The organism is Chondromyces crocatus, from assembly GCF_001189295.1.
Taxonomy (GTDB): domain Bacteria; phylum Myxococcota_A; class Polyangia; order Polyangiales; family Polyangiaceae; genus Chondromyces; species Chondromyces crocatus.
The window spans coordinates 8,500,571-8,522,882 of sequence record NZ_CP012159.1; the positions used below are offsets into that span (position 1 = coordinate 8,500,571).

Here is a 22,312-nt window from a genome sequence, read left to right on the forward strand (position 1 = left end):
GGCTGGCTCGGTACGGACGTTCATTTCGCGGCGAGTTCTGTGCTCGTCCCATTCGAGGAGTACGCATGAAGGGTCGGCATCTCTCGTTGATCGCGCTCGTGACGGCTGCGCTCGGGGCTGGGTTCGGCGTGGCCTGCTCGGGGGAAGAGGATGGGGCGGGGCCGATCGAGGGCTCTGAAACGAAGCCGGATGGCGGCGATGCCGACGCCGGGACGGATGGGGGCGAGATTCCGGGGGATGCGGCGGCGGATGGGCCAGAGGTGCCGACTGATGGATCGGCCGGCGATCTGTGCACGGTGTTCGATCGGATCGTGCCGAGCTCGACGGACTTCTACGAGCGGGTGCAGCTCGCGGTCGGCGCGACGGGGGTGGGATCGGTGCTGTACGCGGCCAACGGGGTGTCCACGGGGGCCCTCGTCAGCGGCGTGTACGACGCCGCGCTCGGCACCGGGGCGGTGCCTCAAGGGGCAGGGGTGCGGCGGTCGTCGCATTCGCTGCGGCACGACGTCTTCCGGCTGGACGATGGCTCGCTGCGCCTGGCGACGGCGACCTCTCATGAGTCCGGCGTGGAGCTGCACTGGCTCTCGCCGACGGGCACCCTGGAGCGAACGGAGAACCCACCGACGTCACGCAGCAGCGCCATCCCCGCCGTTCTCCAGCACGGCGACGTGACGTACCTCGCGTGGAATCAGGACCGGGTCCTCTCGGGAGATGACGAGGAGTCGCTCTGGATCGCCGGCTACACGCCCCAGGGCGAGGCGTTTCCTCCCACCAAGCTGCTCGGGGATCTCACGAACTTGACGGTGCACTGGGTGAGCACGCCGTCGAGCGCCCACCTCGTGTGGAGCGGCAGGGGTGGAGGCGAGGGATACCTGCGCTGGGCTTCCGTTTCCCCGCAAGGTGTCGTCGGCGCGACGGTGACGGCCAGCGACTACGCGCCAGGATTCACCGTGGTCCGGAGGGGCGACGAGCTCGCCGTCGGCTACACGAAGCTGACCCGGATCTCGCCGTCGATCCGAAGCCAGGTCGTGCTCCAGAGCTTCGACTTCGCCACCGGCGCCGGCCGCGCGAGCTTCACCAGCGCCACCGAAGACGAGCGGGGCCCCGCCCTCAGCATCCGCGACGATGGGTACGCCGTCGCGTTCATCGGCGACGCCGAGTCGGTGGGCAGCGTGCATTACCTCCACCTCTCGCCGACGTTCGACATCGAGCGGCGCGTCATCATCCGGCCTTCTGCCACCGGCACCAGCGCCTACATCCCCAACCATCCCGTCGATCTCGCCGTTCACGGGACCTCGGCGTATCTCGCCTACGGGGACGACAACCGGCGCGTCCACGTCGTCCACGTCACCTGCCCCGACTGATCCCCTGCCCTCCAGCACCTCGCCGCTTCACGGTGCGCTGGGTGCGAGGGCTTCGTGCTTCGTGACATTGGTGGAGAGAAGACGTGCTATCGCGTGAGGCGGAGCTGCGATGAGGGCGCCAAGGGGAAAACGCGGCGTGGTCGTTGCGTCCGGGGATGATGTCCTGCTCGAGGAGTACGCATGAAGCACCGGGTTCTGTCTTTGATCGCGCTCGTGACGGCTGCGCTGGGGGCCGGGCTCGGTGTGGCCTGCTCGGGGGGAGATGAAGGGACGGGGTCGGGCGAGACCCCTGACCCGAGCTCGGGCGGCGGTGGGACGGGGGGGAGCGGAGGAGAGGGGCCCGTCGCCAAGGAATGCACGGTGAGCGATGCGCTCATCCCGGAGACGACGGACTTCTGGGAGCGGGTGCAGATCGCGGTCGGCGCGACAGGGGAGGGCTCGGTGCTGTACTCGACCAACGGGACGAGCACGGGGGCTCACGTCTACGGCGTGCACTACGTCCCCCTCGGGGCCGGAGCGAGACCGCAAGGAGAAACCGCAGCGCAGAAGTCGGGGTCGCTGATGCACGACGTCTTCCGGCTCGACGATGGCTCGCTGCGCCTGGCGACGGCCAGCTCCAGCAACCCGGGCGTGCAGCTTCACTGGCTCTCACCGATGGGCGCGTGGCAGCGAACGGAGACGCTCCAGACGTCGAACAGCGACTACATGCCCACCGTGCTTCACCACGGCGACGTGACCTACCTGGCGTGGATCCGCAGGAGCCACAGCCCCCAGGACGAAGAAGCATCCCTCTGGATCGCCGGGTACACGTCGCAAGGGGAGGCCTTCCCCCCCACCAAGCTCCTCGGTGATCTCACGGAGATGTCCGTGAACTGGGTGAGCACGCCGACGAGCGCCCACCTCGTGTGGAGCGGCGTGGGTGGAGAAGGCGAGGTGCTGCGCTGGGCCTCCGTCTCCCCCGACGGCGCGCTCGGTCCGACGGTGACCGCCAGCGAGCACGCGCCAGGCCACACCGTCGTCCTCCAGGGCGACGAGCTTGCCGTGGGCTACACGACCATGACCGAGGCGCCCCCCTCGATCGCGAGCCGGATCGTGCTCGTGAGCTTCGACTTCGCCACCGGTGCCACCCGCGCGCGGTACACCAGCGCCACCGATGACCAGCGGGCCCCCGCCCTCGCCACCCGTGACGGCAAGTACGCCCTCGCCTTCATCAGCGCCGCAAGCTCGCTGGGCGGCGTGCATTACCTCCAGCTCTCCCGGAGCTTCGAGGTCGAGCGGCAGGTCGTCGTTCGCCCCACGGGCATCGGCGCCAGCGCGATCTTCTACAATCACGCCGTCGATCTCGCCGTGCACGGCACCTCGACCTACCTCGCCTACGGGGATGACAACCGACAGATCCACGTCGCCCACGTCGACTGCTCCGATTGATCCCCTCCCCTGCGCACGCACGCTCCGCCGCGACCTCTCTCACCATCCCTGCACCATCCCCACGCAAACCCAACCCCCACCCTGGACGCCCTCGACCCCCACCCACCCAGCGCCAGCGAGGGCATGTCGACGCGAGGCGCCGGCGGGCGCGCCAGAGCACCGAACCGCGCGCCATCCTGCCCACCGCCGGCGCCCCGCCCCCGGCGCCGCCAAAGGGCGGCCTTGCGTGACCTTCCAGCGCCAGTCCGACCGCAGGTGAGACGCGCTTCTGAGACGTCTCCTCCGCAAGCCCTCTCGCCCCCCGTGTCTCGACGCTCCCCGAGCGCCCGCCGGCGCCTCGCGTCGACACGCCCTCGCTGGCGCCCCCTGGAACCAGACCCCCCTTTGCCATTAGCCTGCCGCCCGGATGGCGAGGCTCCCCGCGCGACTGCACCAGGCGATGGCCGGCGCCCTCACGCTCGCGCTGACCACGCCCCTCGCGTTCGCCCAGCCCTCGTCCCCCAGGACCACAGCGCCATCGCCTCCTCCGAAAAGCCCCCCCGCACGGCCTGCGGACGCCTCCGCACGGCCTGCGGACGCCTCGCCAGCGTCAGACACCTCGCCAGCGCCAGGCGATGCCCCTGAGGGAGCCCCCAGCGAGGCCCACTCGAAGGGTCGACAGCCAGCGGCGCCCGAGCCCTTCGAGGTCGTCGTCACGGGCACCCGGACGCCGGAGAGCAGCCAGCGCGCCACGGTCTACACGCAGGTCATCACCCGCACGGAAGCGGAGCGACGCGGCGCCACCAACGTGGGGGAGGCCCTCTCCCAGCAGCTCGGGGTCCAGGTGAACCCGAGCGCGTACGGCAGCCTCGGGAGTCCCAGCGCGATCCAGATCCAGGGGTTCGATCGCGATCGCGTGCTCGTCCTCGAAGATGGCGAGCGCGTCATCGGGGATACCGGGGGCGCAATCGACCTCTCCCAGCTTCCCCTCACCGACGTGTCGCGCATCGAGCTGGTCACGGGGCCGACCAGCTCGCTCTACGGGACGGCCGCGATCGGGGGGGTCATCAACGTCATCAGCGGGCCGCCGGCGCAGTTCGGGCCGAGCGGGCGCGTGAGGCTCGAAGGGCGCAACCGCTGGGGGCTGCTCGCGCAGGGGACGGGGGCGTACCGGAGGGACGACCATTGGGTCAGCGCGGATGCGTCGGTGCAGCGGGAGGATGGGCTCGCGCTCGATCCGAACAAGCCGGACATGTGGCTGCCGAACCGCATGCAGACGCTGATGGGCTTGCGGGCTGGCGCGCCGCTCGGGTCGCGGTCGCAGCTCCGGATGCGGCTGCGGTGGCTGCGGGATGGGCAGGACACGCTGGAGTCGCAGATCGTGCCGGGTCTGTCGCCGTTCCTGATCGACGTGTTCGAGACGACGCAGCGGGTGGTGGTGAACGCTTCGGAGCTGATCGATCTGGGGGGCGGGTCGAACTTGCGGCTGGCGGTGAACCGGCAGTGGGCGGGGCGCACGCGCAACCGGGATCGGCGGGACTCGCCGGTGGACGAGCTGCGGGAGCTCAGCGGGACGATGCAGAGCTTCGAGGCGACGGCGACGATCGCGGAGGGGCCGCGGACCTGGGTGGTGGGCGTGCGCGGGGAGGTGGAGCAGCTCGAGCAGGAGATCACGCGGGCGGAGGCGACGCCGGATGGGGTGACGACGCGGAAGCTCGAAGAGGTGCCGCCGACGAAGCTGGGGAACGGGGCGGCATACGCGCAGCTCGGGTGGAAGATCGGGGACACGCTGACGATCCTGCCAGGGGTGCGCGGGGAGGCGCACCTGCGCTACGGCGGGGTGGTGGCGCCGCGGCTGGCGATCGCGTACCGGCCGACGTCACGGCTGGGGCTGCGGCTGTCGGGGGGGCGTGGGTTCCGGGCGCCGAGCGGGAAGGAGATCGGGTTCTCGTTCGACCACTCGTACCTGGGGTATCGGGTGATGGGGAATCCGGACCTGTTGCCGGAAGCGTCGTGGGGGGTGAACGGGGACGCGACAGTGGACGTGACGCGGGAGATCCAGATGCGGGTCGGGGGGTTCGCGAACTGGGTGGACAACCTGATCGACATCGATGTGCAGGTGCCGCTGTCGTCGTCGGGTGGGGTGGATACGTACGCGTACCGGAACATCTCGAAGGCGCGGACGGCAGGGCTGGACGTGCGGGCGACGGCGAAGGTGGGGACGCTCAACGCGGAGGTGGGGTACGCCTACCTGTGGACGCGGGACGATACGCACGAGCGTCCGCTGGAGTCGCGGCCGCCACACACGGTGATGGCGGCGCTGCGGGCCGAGCTGCCGTGGAAGCTGGAGGTGGTGCTGCGCTACCGGATGGTGTCGGATGCGTTCCTGGATCAGGGGCTGCGGACGGTGCCGTTCCAGACGCTGGATGCGCGGCTGGCGCGGCCGCTGTGGTCGGGGGCGCAGGCGTATGTGGGGACGAGGAACGCTCTGGGGGCGCAGCGGGATGTGCTGCGGATCGGGGATCAGCGGCCGATGGAGGGGCGGATCGTGTACGGGGGGCTGATTGCGGAGCTGCCATGGGAGAGCGAGGGGCCGTGAGCAGGCTTCGTTGACCATGCCCCGGCCGAAGGTGCCCCCGACTGCGCTCGGGAGCGCTCTGGAGGCGCTCTACACCACGTTCAACCGCCACGACGGCACCCACCTCGAAGGGTGCCCCCACTGCGTGTCGTTCCAGGACAGCGCGGCGCTGCGGCGCGCGCCGGTCGTGGCCTGAAGCCGAGCAACGCGCGGTGGAGAATTACCTCCAGGCGCTGTGGCGCGCCCGGCTGGCGGAGGGCCCGCCTCCCCTCCCGGCGAGGCGTTGCTCGACACGATGCTGACCCTCGATCTCGACATCGCCCCTTACGATCCGCGAACGATGCTGGAGGCGTGGCGGTCGGAGGGTTCCCGGACGTCGGTGCAGGCGCTTGCGCGCTTCGTGCTCGATCACGGGGTCGCGCTGTTCTGGCCGAGTCCATCCTCGGGGCGGCCGACACTGTGGTGCGCGAGGCCGGCGCTCGCCGAGGCGGTGTGTGCGTGGCTGCTCGATCCGCAGACGCGCGCGTTGCTGGAAGCGAGCTTCGTGGCGCACGGCGACGCCGAGGTCGCGCGAGCCTTCGACCGGCTCGACGCCGCCGCAAAGGGGCCGTGAGTTCGGGCGACGGCCCGTTCACAGGTCTCAGTGGTAGTGAAGGATGGTGCCCCCGTCGCCGACGGCCCAGACGTCATTGGCGGAGCTGCCCCAGATCGCGCGGAGATGGGCAATCGTCGGCGAGGACATCGCGGACCAGCTCACGCCGTCGAAATGGAAGATCCTGCCATTGTTGCCGACCGCGAAGACGTTCGACGCCGAGCTGCCCCAGATGGCGACGACCGCGGCCCCCTGGGTGTCATGGGCCTCCGCCCATACGCTTCCGTTGAAATGGCGGATGGTGCCCGCGCCGGCGGCCCAGACGTTGGTCGCCGAGGCGCCCCAGATCGTCCAGAGGTGCGCGCTCGTCCCGGAGGGGACCGTGGACCAGGACTGGCCGTCGTGATGGAGCATGAAGCCACTGAGACCCACGGCCCAGACGTCGTTGGCCGCGCTCCCCCAGATGCTCTGGAGCGAGTTCGGATAGGTGGTGACCGTCGACCAGGTGCTGCCGTTGAAATGCGACATCCTGCCATTGACGTCCCAGCCGCCCACGACCCACACGTTGCTCGCCGAGGTTCCCCAGAGGCCGAACAGGGCGACGGGCGGTGAGGTCGAGAGGCTCCACGTGGTGCCGTCGAAGTGGGTGAGCGTGCTCGAATAACCGCCTGCCCAGACGTCACTCGCCGAGCTGCCCCAGATCGTGTTGATGTGGCGACCTTGATTGGTCGGGACGCTGGAGGGGACGACCGCCCAGATCGCGCCGTCGTAGCGAAGGATCTTCCCGTCGAAGCCGGCTGCCCAGACGTTCTGCGCGGAGGTGCCCCAGAGGGCGGTCAGCGGGTTGTTGCCGAACAGCACGGGCGGCGTCACCACCGTCCAGCTGGCGCTCGAACCACCACCAGCGCCGCCATCGCCACCAGCACCACCCGCGCCAGCATCGCCGCCCGCGCCGCCCGTGCCCCCGGCACCGCCTGCGCCGCCTGTGCCCCCGGCACCGCCTGCGCCACCTGCGCCTCCTTCACCGCCCGTGCCCCCAGCACCACCCGCAGCGCTCACGCCGCCAGCACCGCCAGCACCGCCATCGCCGCCTGCACCGCTCCCACCTCCGCCGCTCGACGAGGAGGAGCTGGTCGTGGTGCTGGATTGCGAAGCTGCGTCGTCATTGCAGCCCCAAAGGAGGGCGCTGCAGGCCAGTACGGTGAAGCGAAGTCGACGTGACATACCATTCCCCTTCGTCTTGTTAAGGATGCGCATGCAAGGTCATTCGCAAGGCACTGTCAAGGATGGCGGGACAAGGCCCTGTCGCGGGAGGAGGCACCGTCAAGGATGGTGGGATTAGGGCCGTGCCTCCAATCCGGTGGAGGATCGAATTCGCATTCAATGGCTTCGCGTCGTGACGGGGCTCAATGAATCTTCGGCGAAGCGGAGGCGGGTGAGGACGCCGAGGTGGTCGGAGCCGGCGAAGGGGAGGCGGTGGCAGGCGGCGACGGTCCAGGCGGTGGCGGGCTGACAGAAGACGTAGTCGATGCGGCGGAAGGGGAGGATGGCGGGCCAGGTGCCGCCGCGGGCGAGGGGGCCGTGGGTGGCCTTCCAGGTGTCGATCCAGGCGCCGTGGGTTTCGCGTTCGAGGGCACAGATGGTCTCTTCGTGGGGCGGGGCGTTGAAGTCGCCGAGGAGGATGGCGCCGGTGCTGCGGGAACGGGTGCGCTCGGCGCGGACGAAGGCGCCGAGCTCCTGGAGGGTGCGGGCGCGGGCGCGGGCGGAGAGGGAGAGGTGGGTGACGAAGACGTCGACGCGGTGGCCCTGGTGCTCGACGCGGCTGCAGAGGACGACGCGACGGTTGCCGGCTTCGAGGTGGTCGTGGGGGTCGAGGCTGAGGGCTTCGACGGCGTGCTCGTCGACGTCACGGGCGCAGAGGAGGGCGATGCCTTCGCAGGAGGCTGGGCCGAGGGGGCGGGCGTGGGCGAAGTGGGCGGTGTAGCCGCCGACGAGGGCGGCGAGTTCGTGGGCCTGGCTGGTTTCGTGGTGGCCTTCGGCGGGGGCGCGGACTTCCTGGAGGCCGATGACGTCGGGGCGGAGGTGGTCGAGGGCGCGGGCGAGGAGATTGCGGCGCTCGGGCCAGGCAGCGGCGCCGCCCCAGAGGTTCTGGGTGAGGACGAGGAGGTCGTCGGGGTGCGGGTCCGGGGGCGCGCTGAAATCGCGGGTCATCCCGGGAGCTTGGTTTGCCGGGCGGGTGGGCCGCAGAGGATGTCGACGAGGCGGAGGGCGTCGCAGGCGAGGTGGTCGAGGAAGCGCTGGCGGATGGGGCGAGAGCGGGCGCGGGCCTGGGTGACTTCGTCGCAGCGGGTGCGGTCGCGCTCGAAGAGGGCGGCGACTTCGCGGATGAAGGCGGGGTCGCGGATGAAGACGTTGACCTCGTTGGCGAGGCGCATGCTGGTGGGGTTGGCGTTGAGGGTCCCGATGGTGCAGAGGTCGTCGTCGAAGAGGGCGTACTTGGCGTGGAGGGTGCCGCTTGCGTACTCGAAGATGCGGAGGCCGTGGTTGAGCCAGTAGGCGTAGTCGGCCCAGGCGGCGCGGCGGATGATGGGGAGGTCGGTGGTGCCGGTGGAGATCACCTGGACGTCGACGCCGCGAGCGGCAGCGTCGAAGAGGGCGTGGCGCATGTCGGCAGGCGGGTAGAAGTAGGCGTTGCACATCCAGACGCGGTGGCGGGCGCGGTGGATGGCGTCGAGGTAGCGCTCGTAGACGAGATCGTCCTGGCCCGGAGCGTCGGCGAGGAGTTCCAGGTCGCGGTACTTTCCGCCGCAGGAGTAGTCCTGGGGTTCTTCGTTGTCGCCGTTGGCCTCGCGCCAGCGCATCTCGAACAGGTGGACGAAGTCGTTCACGCAAGGGCCTTCGAGCTGCATACAGACGTCGTGCCAGCCTTCGCCGCCGAGGTGGCGGGGGAGCCATTCGTCGCCCCAGGCGGCACCGCCAGTATAAGCGTGGTCGTCGGCGACGATGACGCGGCTGTGGTCTCGAGGAAACAAGGTGCCGCGGCCGAGGAGGAGGGGGGTGGGGCGGTAGGCGCGGGCGTCGATGCCGCGGTGGCGGAGTTCGTCGAAGAAGCTGGCGTCGGTCTCCTGGGAGCCGAGGGGGTCATAGAGCAAGCGGACATCGACGCCGCGCTGGGCGGCCTGGGCCATGAGGTCGGCAAAGGCGCGTCCGAGCTTGTCGTCGCGGTAGATGTAGGTCTCGACCAGCAAGCGTCGACGAGCGCGGCGGGCGTCGGCCTGGATGGCGCCGAGGGTGCACTCCATGCCAGCGAGGAGGCGGAGGCGGTGCTCGGCGGTGCGGATGGGCACCGGGAGGGGGGTGTCGTCGAGCACCTCCAGGGGGACCGGGGTGGTTCGAGGCACCTCCGGGGTCACCGAGGAGGGGTCGAGGATCATACAGGGATCTCCAGGATGAGGGCGGCAGGTCCAGGGAGCTGGGCCCGTCCAGCGACGAGCGGCGATGCTGGATGGGTGCCGCCGAAGCGCAGGTCCTCGCTGTAGGCGAGGATGCGCGGGTTTTGCCCGTTGAGGTCGATGTCGATGGGGCCGCGCAAGCTCACCAGCAAGAGCAAGGCCACGCCGCCCGGGACACGGCGCTCCAGGCGGACGGCGTCGACGCCCACGGGGTCGGCGAGGAAGCTGCCCCGGGCGCGGTGGGCGAGGGCCGGGTGGGTGGCGCGCAGGGCGAGCAGGGCCTGATACCAGGCGAGGGTGCCGGCGTGCGGGGGGTGTGCGCGCTCGTTCCAGGCGAGCTTGGAGCGCTGGAAGGTCTTGGGATCCTGGGGGTCGGGGATCTCGTCGGCGGCGAAGGAGGTGAAGCGCGCGAACTCTTTGCGGCGGCCTTCGGTGACCTTGCGGCCCAGCTCGGGTTCGTGGTCGGTGAAGTACTGGAAGGGGGTGGAGGCGTTCCACTCCTGGCCCATGAAGAGCATGGGGGTGTAAGGGCTGAGCAGGAGGAGCGCGCTCATGGCCCGGTGCACGGCAGAGGTGACGCGCGCGCCGAGGCGGTCGCCGGTGGCGCGGTTGCCGATCTGGTCGTGGTTCTGGATGCAGTGGATGAAGTGCGGGGGGGCGACGCCGTCGGCAGGGGTGCCGCGGGGGGCGTTGTGGTAGCGGGAGAGCTGGCCTTCGTAGAGCCAGCCGTGGCGGAGGGCGGCGGCGATCTCTTCGGCGGTGCCGGCGTAGTCGGTGTAGTAGCCGTCGCGATCACCAGCGAAGGCGGCGCGAAGGGTGTGGTGGAAGTCGTCGGCCCAGACGGCGTCGAGGCCGTAGCCGCCCTGGGAGGCAGGGGTGATGAGGCGGGCGTCGTTGCGGTCGTCCTCGGCGATGACGACGACGGCGCGATCGCCGGCGGCTTCGCGGGCGTGGACGGCAATCTCCTGGAGGAGGTGGACGGGGGAGTCGTCGAGGAGGGCGTGGGTGGCGTCGAGGCGGAGGCCATCGGCGTGGTAGTCGCGGATCCACATCGCGACGTTGGCGAGGAAGAAGGCGCGCACGGCGGGGGCGCCTTCGTCGTCGAGGTTGACGGCGTCGCCCCAGGGGGTCTGGTGCTTGTGGGTGAAGTAGTGAGTGGAGAAGGCGCGGAGGTAGTTCCCGTCCGGGCCGAGGTGGTTGTAAACGCAGTCGATGAGCACGGCGAGGCCTTCGCGGTGCGCGGCGTCGATCAGGCGGCGGAGGCCGTCGGGGCCGCCATAGATCTCGGCCGGGGCGAAGAGATCGACGCCGTCGTAGCCCCAGCCGAAGCGGCCAGGAAAGCTGGCGACGGGCATGAGTTCGAGGGCGGTGACGCCGAGGGCGCGGAGGTCGGGGAGGCGCTCGATGAGGGCATCGAAGGTGCCGTCGGGGGTCGCGGCGCCGACGTGGACTTCGTGGATGACGAGGTCCTCGATGGGCTTGCCCTTCCAGGCGTGATCGGTCCACGGGAAGGTGGGGTTCCAGAGGGCGGAGGGGCCGTGCACGCCTTTCGGCTGGGCGCGCGAGCAGGGATCGGGGAAGGGGCCTTCACCGTCGACGCGGAGCTTGTAGAGGGCGCCAGGAGCTAGGTCTGGGATGCGGGCTTCGAAGTAGCCCTGTCCGCCGGTGGAGTCGACCGGGGTCATGGCGACCTCGCGGGTGATGGTCTCGGCGTCATCGGCGAAGAGGACGACGTCGATACGGGAGTGCTCGGGCGCCCAGATGCAGAAGTGGGCGCCGTCGGCCTCCAGCCAGGCTCCTGTGCGCAGGGCGGTGGTCATCGGTCTCCTCGGGGCAAGCCCCGTGCAAGCAGCGCGACGGGGAGGTGACGAAAGACGTAGTCGAGCGGCAAGGAGGCGCCGGGGTGCGCGTCCTTCCTGGTGTCGTTCGAGGTGGGGGTCGGGTCGTCCACGGCGCGGACTTCGGTGCCGGTGAACAGGTCGGTGTAGATGGTCCCCGAGGAGGCTGGGATGGCGGTGCCGCGCCAGACGTCTCCGAGGGGAGGTTCACAGCGGCCGTCCATGAGCTTGGCGGTGAGACGAGCGGCGACGACGATGATCTCGGCGTCGCCTGCGCGGCGGGCGAAGGCCACCGCGTGGTCGTGATGGTCACCAGTGGCCATGAGGGGGTGGTACTCGCCCTCGGCGCCGAAGAGCTGCGGTGCTCGGCGGCGGGCGTCGAGAGCACGGTGCGTGACGAGGAGCTTGATCGTGCCGTCGGCGGCGCGCTCGAACAGATCCAGGGCGAGTGCTGCGCCTTCTGCAGCGCGTGACCGGATCTCGGCGAGCGCGGTGGCGCGGACCTGGAAGTCCACGGGGCGACGGTTGTCGGGATCGACGAGGCTGTCGTCCCAGAGTTCGGTGCCCTGGTAGAGGTCGGGGACGCCTGGGGAGGTGAGCTTGAGGAGGGCCTGGGACAGGGCGCCCCACATGCCGTGGTAAGCGGTGACGCGGGCGATGGGCAGGAGCGCTTCGAGGGCAGGTGTGGGGGTGAGGAGCTGGCGGATGAACGCTTCGACGGCAGCGTCGTAGTCGGCGTTGGGCTGGATCCAGGAGGTGTTCACCTTGGCCTCCTTGGTGGCCTTGCGCATGTAGGCGACGATGCGCTCGACGTAGGTCGCGAGAGCTTCTCCCGTAGGCAGGCAGGAGCCTGCCGGGTCGAGCAGCTCGCGGAGCGGGAGGCTGCCGATCAGGGTCTGGTAGAGGAGGTACTCGTCGTTGGGGTCGGGGGCAGGACGGCCGTCGATGTCGGCGCGCGGGCCCGGAAGTGCGGCGGCGATGCGGCCGAGGGTGTCAGACCAGGCGCCAGGGAGCTCGCTGAGGACGCTGATGCGGGCGCGGACGTCCTCGCTCCGCTTGGTGTCGTGGGTGGAGGTGCCGAGCAGGCCGTTCGGCCAGGCGTGGTGGCGGGTAGCGTTCTCGCGGTGGAAAGCGGAGATGCTCAGGCCGTAGCGCTCGGGTTCGCCGCCGACCTCGTTGAGGGAGACGAGGCGGTTGTAGATGTAGAAGGCGGTGTCCTCGAGGCCCTTGGCCATGACCGGGCCGCTGAGCTGCTGGAACTTCATGACGAACTCGCGCCAGAGCGGGAGGTCTTCGCTGGGGGTGCCTTCAGGGAGGCTCAGCGTGAGAACGGCGCGGATGAAGGAGAAGACGGAGCCTTCCATCGTCGGGTTTCTCCGACGGGCGACGCCGATGGCGCGGTGGATGGCCACGCGGTCGTGGTCGGAGAGGGTGACGGTGCGCTCGTTGATGTACGTGCGGTAGATGGGGAAGCTGGCGATGACCTCGCGCAGGGCGTCGGTGAGGGAGCCCAGTGTGAAATCGCGGAAATGTCGGTCGCGCTCGGTGATGCGGTTCAGCGCGTGCGCGAGAACGTTCAGCTCGCTGGCGAGGGAGGAGTTGAGGATGAGCTGCTTCTTCTCGTAGACGAGGTCGTCGAAGTCGTGCTGCTCGTCGATGAACTTCTCGTAGGTGGTGGTCATCGCCGCTTCACTAGACGCGTCGACGAAGAGGGCGCCGACGGCGCGCCCGAACTCGTAGCCGCTTGTGCCATGCACGGCCCAGTCGTCGGGCAGGGTCTCGCCGCGGGAGAGGATCTTCTCGACCACGAGGTAGAGGGAGCGGCTCAAGCGGGCGCGAGGCTCCGCCGCGACGCGGCCGCCATAGCTGCCGGCGATGCGCTCCATGAGGGAGGCTGCTGAGCGCTCCGGGCTGGCGGCGCCCTGGCAGCGTGAGAGGAAGTAGCTGCGCTGGAGAGCGCTGAAGTAGCCGCTCGGGTCCCAGAGGCCGTCGGGGTGATCGATTCGAAGGCCGGAGAGCTGGCCCGAGACGAACAACTCCTGGATGAGGCGGTGCGCCGCAGAGAACACGGCGGGGTTCTCCATGCGGATGGCGGCGAGGTCGTTGATGTCGAAGAAGCGGCGGTAGTTGATCTCCTCGGCCGCCGTCCGCCAGTAGCTCAGGCGGTAAGCTTGCTCCTCCAGCATCCGGTCGAGGGCATCGAACGAGCGCGCGTCGGAAGGGGTGCCGTTCAGCCGGGTGATGGCCTCATCGAGGGCACGCGCCACGACGGGGGCGTCCGCGACGAGGGCTGCGAGCCGTCGCTTCAAGATCTCCTTCTCGCGGCGGCGCTCGATCACCCGGGAGCGTTGGGTCTCGGTGCGAAGGGGGAGGTTGCGAAGGCCGGTGAGGATGCTCTGGAGTTCCAGGACCGCGTCGTGCTCCTCACCGAGAGCGCTGGAGAGCTCGGGGACCAGCGGCTCCAGGATCATGGTGTATGTGCGGGGGTTGATCGGGAAGGAGTGCTCGAAGTAGCGGAGGGAGAAGGCGCCGCCGTCGAGCACGATGCGCAGCTCACCCCGCTCGAGGAGGTGGCCGTAGTGGTCGCCGAGGACGGGTAGGAGCACCTTGTTCCGCAGTTCGGCCTTCACGGGGTACCAGTCGATGTCGAAGTAGGGCGCGTAGAGAGAGCTTGGGCCGTTCTCCAGCACGTCGGCCCACCAGGCGTTCTCCGTGGCCCCGACGCCCATGTGATTGGGCACGAAGTCGAGCACGAGGCCCATGCCCTTCTCCCGGAGGGCGGCCGAGAGGGCATCGAACTCTTCGCGGGTGCCGATCTCCGGGTTGAGCGCGTTGTGATCGGTCAGGTCGTAGCCGTGGCTGCTGCCTGGCTTCGCCTTGAAGAACGGCGAGGAGTAGAGGTGGCTCACACCGAGATCGGCGAGGTACGTCGTCCACAGCCGAGCGTCTGCGAAGGTGAAGCCGGCGTTCAGCTGCACCCGGTACGTGGCGCGCGGGACGTCGGCCCGAAGCTCGGCCGCGACCTTCTCGAGGAGGTCTTCGGCCTCGGTCGCCTCCGCGAAATCGAACACGCCTGCGTCCTGAGGCCCTGCATTTCCATCCCCGAACTCTCCTCCCCACGGCTCTTGCATAGGCCTTCCATCCTCGTTCGTCTGAGTGCGCTCAGCGCGGTGGTCGTTCTCGTCCTCCGGGTTGCTCGAGGAGCCTCAAGATGGCCATCGAGCGTCCGATCAGCCGGTGAATCTTGGTCGCCAGCTCGGGAGGGCGGCCGGCCTCCGGCGGCTGCGCGCTGGCGGTGTCGACCACGAGCGCCCAGCGCTCCCCCCATTCGATGTCCGGCAGCACGAAATCGAGCGGCCGATCGTCGGCGTTGACGAGGAGGAGCAGCGTGTCTCCGAGGATGCGCTCGCCCTGAGGACCGCAGTCCGGGATGGCGTCACCCCCGAGCAGGATGCCGAGCGCGTGCGCGTCGGGTTTCTGCCAGTCGTCCGAGGACATCTCCTGGCCATCGGGCCTGAACCAGACAATGTCGCGCAGGCCGCTCCCGTGGATGTAGCCGCCGGAGAAGAAGCGGCGTCGGCGGAGGACGGGCTGGTCTCTCCGGAAGGCGATGAGGCGGGTGGTGAAGTCCAGCAGCGCCTGGCGCCTCGCATCGAGGTCCCAGTCGAGCCAGGTGAGCTCGTTGTCCTGGCAATAGGCGTTGTTGTTGCCGCGCTGGGTGTGGCCCAGCTCGTCTCCGGAGAGGAGCATGGGGACGCCCTGGGAGACGAGCAGCGTAGTGAAGAGGTTGCGCTTCTGCCGCTCGCGCAGCTCCACGATGGCGGGGTCGTCGGTCTCGCCCTCGACGCCATGGTTCTCGCTCTCGTTGTGGTCGCTGCCGTCGCGGTTCTCTTCGCCGTTCGCCTCGTTGTGCTTGCGGGCGTACGAGACGAGATCGTGGAGGCTGAAGCCGTCGTGCGCGGTAACGAAGTTGATGCTGGCCTGGGGTCTCCGGCCGCTCAGCTCGAAGAGGTCACTGGAGCCGGTGAGCCGGTAACCGATCTCGGCGGCGACGTGCTCGTCCCCCTTCCAGAAGCGGCGAATGGCGTTGCGGTAACGGTCGTTCCACTCAGCCCAGCGCACCGGGAAGTTGCCGACTTGATAGCCCCCGTCGCCGAGATCCCAGGGCTCGGCGATGAGCTTGGTCCGGGAAAGCACCGGATCCTGATGGATGATGTTGAGGAAGGAGCCCAGCCGCTTCACCCAGTACCAGCCCCGGGCGAGGGTCGACGCGAGGTCGAAGCGGAAGCCGTCGACGTGCATCTCCGTCACCCAGTACCGCAGGCTGTCCAGCACGAGCTGGAGGACCTGGGGGTGCCGGGTGTTGAGGCTGTTGCCGCAGCCGGTGAAGTCTCGGTAGAGGCGCGGAGAGCGGGGATCGAGGCGGTAGTAGGTGCGGTTGTCGATGCCACGCAGGGAAAGGGTGGGGCCGAGGTGGGAGCCCTCGGCGGTGTGGTTGTAGACGACGTCGAGGATCACCTCGATGCCCGCCGCGTGGAGGGCGCGCACCATGTTCTTGAACTCGGTGATCTGTTCGCCGCGGCGACCGCTCGAGGCGTAGCGCCCGGCGGGCGCGAAGAACGAGAGGGTGTTGTAGCCCCAGTGGTTCTCGAGCCCGCGCGCCCACAGGTCGCGCTCGGTGACCATCTCGTGGATCGGCAAGAGCTCGACGGCGGTCACGCCGAGGCGGCGCAGGTGGTCGATCGCGGCCTCGGAGGCGAGCCCCGCGTAGGTGCCGCGCAAGGGCTCGGGGACGCCAGGGTGGCGCATGGTGAAGCTCTTGACGTGCATCTCGTAGATGACGGTGTCTTCCCATGGCGTCCTCGGGGGGCGATCCCCTCGCCAGTCGAACGCGTGGTCGACGACCACGCACTTCGGTGCGCCCAGAGCGCTGTCGAGGCCGCACGGGAGGGAGTCGTCCTCTGGACCCGCCTCGCGGTCGTAACCGAAGAGCGGTGCCCGCCAGTCAGGCTCGTTCGCGACGGCGTAGGCGTACGGGTCGACGAGGAGCTTGTTCGGGTTGAAGCGCAAACCGGCGGCAGGCTCGTAAGGGCCGTGGACGCGGTAGCCGTAGAGCTGTCCCGGCCGGAGCCCTGGCACGTAGCCGTGAGCAACGTGGGCGGTACGCTCCGGGAGCACGATTCTCTCGCGCTCCCTTTCGGCGTCTGGAGCATCGAAGAGGCAGAGTTCAACCCTGTTCGCGCTCTCCGTGTAGAGGGCGAAGTTCACCCCTGCGCCGTCATAGGTAGCGCCGAGGGAATGATGTGTACCAGGCCAGACACGCGCGCGCATAAGGGGGGGAGGCGGACTCTCCGATGCCCGTTCTTGCGGGAACGTCGCTGCGTGTCGAGAGAAAACGACGGGCGTTCAGGCCGCCAGCGCGTTGATTCGCGCGCGGGCGCCCTCGAAGAGCGGCTTGCCCGCGAGGTAGGCGGCGCTCGGCAAGACCATGGCGCGGGCGATCCACGCGGCACGCTGGCCCATGGAGTCGATGATCTTCTGCTTCTCGGAGACATCGTCGGCGCTCAGCATCGCGAGCACGGTGCTCCAGACCTGCGCGCGCCACTGACGGAGCACCGCCATGGCGAACCACCTGGCCGCAGTCTTCGCCCTCTGGTAAACGACCTCGGTAACCGCGCAGCGGTGGCGCTCGATGAGCAGCTCCAGCGTCTCGTATACGGCCTCGCGGAGCAGCTCGTTGACCTGGTCGTGATCGTGCTTGTAACGGGACAGCATGCGCGCGTCGCGGGCATGCCCGAACTCCACGATGGTGTCGTGGATGCCGATGGCGAGGTCATAGTTGATGTGCGCGCTCAGACCGAGCATCGCTTCCTGCACCGGCAGGCTTGCGCCGCGAGGACCGAAGTGGTGGGCGAGCCGCCATGCCTCGCACGTCTGCGCTTCCTCCACGAAGCTGCGGCGCACCGTGTCCACATAGACCTCGCAGAAGCGACCAGCGAGGCGAGAGATCCACTCGGGCTCCAGGAACACCCCACCGTCGGGGCGGCTCACCTCCTGGGCGACACGCCGGGTGATGATCGCGTACACGTCCGGGAACGCTGCGCGAGGATCCCCTTCGTTTCGCAGCAGGTCCGCGACAGCATCCAGTGCGCGGAGAGCCTCTTCGGCGTTCCTGGGCTGCCCATCGATCCTGCTCCCTTCGAGCTTCATGACTGCTACCTCCGAGTCCTTCGAACAGCGACGAATCGCCTGGATATCCTGCCTCGCCCGACTGATGACCCAGCTTGGATTTTGGAGTCCGGTTTCCTCTAGCTGGCCACGTCGGGGCGTCGGCTGAGACTTCGTAAGGAGGTCCCCGAGTGCGCTGTAGCGACGTCTAGGCCGCGTTCACGCCAGAGTGCTTCCTCACCAAGTGCGCGGGCGCGGCGACTTGCCCGCGGTCCACGATGGCAGCCTCTTGCAGCCGCCGTTCCTCCGCAGATCTCTCCAGAAGCGGCAATTCCGTGACGCCCCGACTGCGCGCACCCTGCCCTGGGCGCCCGTCGCCGCCCCGATGGATCACATCGCCGGAACTGGCTGGCCGCCTTGTGCAAGGTCGGCCTAGGCTGCGCTCCATGACGGAGGAGCAAACGACGCCGGTGCCTCACAAGGACACGCTGGGCCGGGAGCACGCGGAGGAACGCGCGGCGCGGATCGACGACGTCCGCTACACGCTGACGTTCGACATCGAGCGCGGAGCCTCGACCTATCGAGGCGAGGCCACCGTGCAATTTCGCGTCACAGGAATAAACGACACGTTCCTCGACTTCCGAGGCCACCGTATCCACCGATTGGAGATCAACGGCATCGAGGTAGAACCAGTCTGGGCGGACTGCAGGCTGCTCTTGCCTGGCCATAGGCTCGCGCCTGAATCGACGGTGCGGGTGATCTATGAAAACGAGTTCGATCACACAGGCGATGGCTTCCATCGGTTCGTCGATCCGGAAGATGGCGAGACGTACCTCTTCACCGACTTCGAGCCGTTCAGCGCACACCGCCTGTTTCCTTGCTTCGACCAGCCCGACCTCAAGGCGACGTACCGCCTCTCGGTGACGGCTCCGGACGGCTGGGAGGTGATCAGCAATGCATCCATCGCCCGGTCCGAGCCAGTAGGGTCCGGACGGGTGACCGTCCACTTCCACGAGACGCTCCGCTTCAGCACCTACCTCTTCGCGCTGGTCGCGGGGCCGTACCATGCAGTCCGCGACGAGCACCGCGGCATCCCGCTCGGGGTCTTCTGCCGACGGTCGCTCGCGCGCCACCTCGACGCGGACGAGATCTTCACGATCACGAAGCAGGGATTCGATTTCTATCCCGCGTTCTTCGATTACCCCTACCCCTTCAAGAAATACGACCAGATGTTCGTGCCCGAATACAACGCGGGCGCGATGGAGAATGTCGGGGCGGTGACCTTCAGCGAGCGGATGATCTTCCGCGACCCGCCCACCGAGCATCAGCGTCTCTCCCGGGCCGAGGTGATCCTTCATGAGATGGCCCACATGTGGTTCGGCGATCTGGTCACGATGCGGTGGTGGAACGATCTCTGGCTCAACGAGAGCTTCGCGACGTACATGTCGTATCTGGCGATGGAGCACGCCACCCGCTTCGGGCCTGGTGCGTGGACGTCCTTCAATGGGATCAAGGGGTGGGCGTATCGTCAGGATCAGCTCTGCACGACCCACCCCGTGGCCGGCGAGGTGCCCGACACCGATCACACGTTCCTGAACTTCGACGGTATCACTTACGGCAAGGGCGCGGCAGCCATGCAGCAGCTCGTGGCTGCCATTGGCCTCGATGCATTCCGCGACGGAATGCGGCGCTACTTCCGTCGGCACGAATATGGGAATGCGACGCTGCGTGATTTCCTGGACGCGATTGCCGTCCCCGTCGGCGGTCGCTCGCTGACGGAATGGGCGCATCTATGGCTGGAGCGTCCCGCGCTGAACACGCTGCGCGCGGAGGTGACGGCGGAAGTGACGCAGGAAGGGGAGCGGATCGCCGCACTTCGTCTACGGCAAGAGGCGCCTGCGGAGCACCCGACGCTCAGGCCGCATCGCATCGACGTCGTGCTCGGCTGGGACGATGGCGACGCGCTCACGCTCGAGGCGCTCCCCGCGTTCATCGACGGCGCAGAGGCGGAGGTCCCCGCCGCCGTGGGTCGACCCGCTCCGGCGCTGGTCTTCCCGAACCACAAAGACCTCACGTTCGCTCAGGTGGCGCTGGATCCGCGGTCGCTCGCGTACGTGCGGGCGCACCTGGAGCGGGTGCGCGATCCGCTGCTCCGGCAGCTCCTCGGGGCGTCGCTCTGGAGCATGGTGCGCGATCGGCAGCTCTCGTCCCTCGATTACCTCGCGCTGCTGGGCGAGAAGCTACCGCTCGAGTCCGACCTGGAGCTGACGGAGGCCGCTCTCGGCCATGCGGCGCTCTGCCTGACCCGCTACGTCCCCGAGCCGGAGCGCGCAGGAGCCTCGTCGGCACTCTGCGAGGTGGCGCTCCGCAGCGTGGGGACGGCGCCGCCAGGGGACGCGCGGCTGACGTGGGCACGCGCGCTGGTGAACGCCGCCTACGGGCCGAAGGATCTTTTGCTCGCCGCTGGCCTGTGTGACGGGGCGCTCGGGATCGAAGGCGTGGCCATCGATCAGGACATGCGGTGGACCGTGGCGATCAAGTGGATCGCTCGCGGGATGCCGGGGGCCGAGGAGCGGCTCGCCGAGGAGCGCCGCCGCGACCCGTCGGATCGAGGTCAACGCGCCGCGCTACGTGCCGAGACGGCGCGGCCCGATGCCGCGACCAAGGCGGCGGCCTGGGAGAAGTTCCACGCCGAAGGGTACGGCTCACTGCACCTCACCACGGCGGCCATGGCCGGCTTCGCCTGGTCTTTCCAGCAGGAGGTGCTCGACCCATACCAGGGGGCCTTCTTCGAACGGGTGGTGGGCACCTTCACGTCACGCCCGCCCGAGCTCGCACGCGCGTACTTCAACCATCTGTTCCCGGCCTGGGAGACGAGCCCCGCGGTCCTCGAGCGGTCACAAGCGCTCCTCGACTCGCTCGGCGGGTCTCAGCCGATGCTGGAGCGGATGCTCCGCGAAGCCAACGACGATCTCGCTCGCTCCATCGCCTGCCGCGCCCACGCCGCGGGACGGCTGTCGTCCGCCTCACGGTCGCGCGAAGGGCACGCCTGATCGTGGTTGGAAGGCGCCCGCCTTTCGATGCACAGTAGGTCAGCCGGGGGCCGGCCGTGCTGGCCCCGCGGACGTCACGCGACGAGACGACCGACCCCCTGATGATCGAGCTGGACCGAACGCGCGCCCGAACCAGCGCAGAGAGAGGGAGCCGCGAGCCCCAGTTCTCCTCGCTCCCTCCCTCGTTGTTTCGTGCGTTCCGCGATCTGGCCGCGGCTCGCTCCGGCATCCAGATCCGCGACGGCAAGGAGACCCTGGTCGCCACGCGCATCGCTGGACGCATGGGTGAGCTGGGGCTCGACGAGCCTGCCGCCTACCTCGCCCGGCTCCGCGAGGACCCGTCGGGCGTGGAGATGATCCGCTTCCTCGACGCGCTCTGCACGACGTTCACGGGGTTCTACCGGGACGCGGAGCACTTCACACTCCTCGCCAGCGAGGCAGCGCGGCGCCTGTCGCGCGGGCAGCAGCGCATGCGGGTGTGGTGCGCGGCGACGGCGAGCGGAGAGGAGGCGTACAGCACCGCCATGGTCCTGAGCGAGGCCGTCGCGAACACCGAGGTGGACTACCGGGTGCTGGCGACCGACCTGTCGACGAGCGCGCTTCGCACCGCGATCCAGGGGCGGTACTCGCAGCAGCAGCTCACGCCCGTGTCCGAGCGGCTCCGCGCGAAGTACTTCATCCCGGTGCCGACCGACGACGGGACCTCCTCGACGCGGTTCGAGGTCTCCCAGCGGCTCCGTGAGCGGGTCTCGTTCGCGCGCCTGAACCTCGCGGCACCGCCCTTCCCCATCATGGCGCCCTTCGATGTCATCCTCTGCCGGAACGTGATGATCTACTTCGACCCGCAGGTGCGGCAGCGGCTGCTCGACGAGCTGACACGCCTCCTCCGCCCTGGAGGCCTGCTGCTCGTGGGGCACGCCGAGACGCTCAGCGGCCTCCAGCATCAGCTCACCCCGGTGCAGCCCTCCGCGCTGCGCAAGCCGCGCGTCGCCTGAGGCCGATCACGAGCATGCGGACGCAGATCGGAAAGAACCAGCTCGACATCGCCCGGGACGAGCTGCTCGCCCGGCTGGAGGGGCACAGCCGCGTCCTCGTCGACGTGGGCACGGGGGATGGCCGCTTCGTGTACCGCTGGGCGAGCGCCCACCCGGAGACGCTGTGCATCGGCCTCGACGCGGTCGGCGAGCGCATGCGTGAGGTGTCCCACCGAGCATCGCGCAAACCAGCGCGTGGGGGTCGCCCGAATGCGCTGTTCGTCGTGGCGTCCGCTCAGGCGCTGCCCGAGGAGCTCACGGGTCTCGCTGACCTCATCTCCATCAATTACCCCTGGTCCTCGCTCTTCTCCGCCCTGGTGCTGCCGGATCCCGTGGTGCTCGCTGGCCTCCGGCGCGTCGCGCGTCCCGGGGCCGAGCTGCTCCTGTTGCTGAACCAGAGTGTCCTCGACGACCGCCCTTATGCAGAACGCCTCGGCCTCCCTCCTCTCTCCGAGGAGAGGATCGAGTCCGAGCTGCGTCCTGCCTACCTCGCAGCCGGTTTCACGCTGCTGGAGCACCGGCTGCTGGAAGGCGACGCGCCTCACCAGACCTCGTGGGGTCAGCACCTGACGCTCGGCTCGGGGCGTCGCACGCGCCTCGTGACGGCCCAGGCGGTCAACCCTGCGTCCATGTCGGCGAGCGAACCCCGTGCATCGTCAGGGGCGGCTGAGGGCGACTGAGCGGGGCACAGGATCGCACGATCGGCGCAGGCGGCGGGTGCTGCCTGCCTCATCGCCCGTCATACTGACCGCAGCCGAGGGGGCTCAGAAGGCGCAGCGGGGATGGTGTCCTGCAGGCGCTCCTGGGGATGGGATCTGAGCCGAGC

The 22,312-nt window shown here is 69.2% G+C and carries 15 protein-coding genes; 8 read left to right on the forward strand and 7 right to left on the reverse strand.

Features of this window, described 5'->3' with window-relative positions:
* Positions 1-65: 65 nt before the first annotated feature.
* From CMC5_RS30590 to CMC5_RS30605, 5 genes are all read left to right on the forward strand, one after another.
* The gene (locus CMC5_RS30590; RefSeq protein ID WP_050433709.1) at positions 66-1,364 is read left to right on the forward strand and encodes a hypothetical protein; all 1,299 of its coding nucleotides are present in this window, start codon (positions 66-68) and stop codon (positions 1,362-1,364) included.
* Between the two features lie 180 nt (positions 1,365-1,544).
* Positions 1,545-2,792 carry a hypothetical protein gene (locus CMC5_RS30595; protein ID WP_050433710.1) on the forward strand — a complete coding sequence of 416 codons (1,248 nt, stop codon included), beginning with the start codon at positions 1,545-1,547 and terminating at the stop codon, positions 2,790-2,792.
* Between the two features lie 406 nt (positions 2,793-3,198).
* Positions 3,199-5,370: a TonB-dependent receptor plug domain-containing protein gene (locus tag CMC5_RS30600; RefSeq protein WP_245677848.1), complete on the forward strand. Its 2,172-nt coding sequence runs from the start codon at positions 3,199-3,201 to the stop codon at positions 5,368-5,370.
* A 16-nt stretch (positions 5,371-5,386) separates the two neighbouring features.
* Positions 5,387-5,545 carry a hypothetical protein gene (locus CMC5_RS45165; RefSeq protein ID WP_156338977.1) on the forward strand — a complete coding sequence of 53 codons (159 nt, stop codon included), beginning with the start codon at positions 5,387-5,389 and terminating at the stop codon, positions 5,543-5,545.
* A 39-nt stretch (positions 5,546-5,584) separates the two neighbouring features.
* The gene (locus CMC5_RS30605) at positions 5,585-5,962 is read left to right on the forward strand and encodes a hypothetical protein (protein ID WP_050433711.1); all 378 of its coding nucleotides are present in this window, start codon (positions 5,585-5,587) and stop codon (positions 5,960-5,962) included.
* Positions 5,963-5,989: 27 nt separating this feature from the next.
* On the opposite strand, the gene CMC5_RS46675 is transcribed toward CMC5_RS30605, so the two are convergent.
* From CMC5_RS46675 to CMC5_RS30640, 7 genes are all read right to left on the reverse strand, one after another.
* The gene (locus tag CMC5_RS46675; protein ID WP_179955487.1) at positions 5,990-7,165 is read right to left on the reverse strand and encodes a WD40/YVTN/BNR-like repeat-containing protein; all 1,176 of its coding nucleotides are present in this window, start codon (positions 7,163-7,165) and stop codon (positions 5,990-5,992) included.
* 156 nt (positions 7,166-7,321) lie between these two features.
* Positions 7,322-8,152 (reverse strand): endonuclease/exonuclease/phosphatase family protein, encoded by an 831-nt coding sequence (locus CMC5_RS30615; RefSeq protein WP_050433713.1) that lies wholly within the window; start codon positions 8,150-8,152, stop codon positions 7,322-7,324.
* Positions 8,149-9,375: a phospholipase D-like domain-containing protein gene (locus tag CMC5_RS30620; protein ID WP_050433714.1), complete on the reverse strand. Its 1,227-nt coding sequence runs from the start codon at positions 9,373-9,375 to the stop codon at positions 8,149-8,151. The genes CMC5_RS30615 and CMC5_RS30620 overlap by 4 nt, the downstream gene beginning before the upstream one ends.
* Positions 9,372-11,213, reverse strand: a complete 1,842-nt coding sequence (gene treZ, locus CMC5_RS30625) for a malto-oligosyltrehalose trehalohydrolase (protein ID WP_050433715.1) — start codon at positions 11,211-11,213, stop codon at positions 9,372-9,374. Before treZ ends, CMC5_RS30620 begins: the two co-directional genes overlap by 4 nt.
* The gene (gene treY, locus CMC5_RS30630) at positions 11,210-14,302 is read right to left on the reverse strand and encodes a malto-oligosyltrehalose synthase (protein ID WP_050436224.1); all 3,093 of its coding nucleotides are present in this window, start codon (positions 14,300-14,302) and stop codon (positions 11,210-11,212) included. Before treY ends, treZ begins: the two co-directional genes overlap by 4 nt.
* A gap of 91 nt (positions 14,303-14,393) precedes the next feature.
* On the reverse strand, positions 14,394-16,562 hold the full coding sequence (gene glgX / locus CMC5_RS30635) for a glycogen debranching protein GlgX (protein WP_050433716.1): 2,169 nt from the start codon (positions 16,560-16,562) through the stop codon (positions 14,394-14,396).
* 75 nt (positions 16,563-16,637) lie between these two features.
* Positions 16,638-17,441 (reverse strand): DUF5995 family protein, encoded by an 804-nt coding sequence (locus CMC5_RS30640; RefSeq protein WP_063796376.1) that lies wholly within the window; start codon positions 17,439-17,441, stop codon positions 16,638-16,640.
* Positions 17,442-17,845: 404 nt separating this feature from the next.
* Here CMC5_RS30640 and pepN point away from each other — a divergent pair, with 404 nt between their 5' ends.
* The 3 genes from pepN (at position 17,846) to CMC5_RS30655 (ending at position 22,166) form a co-directional block, all read left to right on the forward strand.
* Positions 17,846-20,452 (forward strand): aminopeptidase N, encoded by a 2,607-nt coding sequence (gene pepN / locus CMC5_RS30645; RefSeq protein WP_050433717.1) that lies wholly within the window; start codon positions 17,846-17,848, stop codon positions 20,450-20,452.
* Between the two features lie 101 nt (positions 20,453-20,553).
* Positions 20,554-21,447, forward strand: coding sequence for a CheR family methyltransferase (locus CMC5_RS30650; protein WP_156338978.1), 894 nt, complete (start codon positions 20,554-20,556; stop codon positions 21,445-21,447).
* 14 nt (positions 21,448-21,461) lie between these two features.
* Complete coding sequence (locus tag CMC5_RS30655) at positions 21,462-22,166, forward strand: class I SAM-dependent methyltransferase (RefSeq protein WP_050433719.1); 705 nt, start codon at positions 21,462-21,464, stop codon at positions 22,164-22,166.
* Positions 22,167-22,312: the final 146 nt, after the last annotated feature.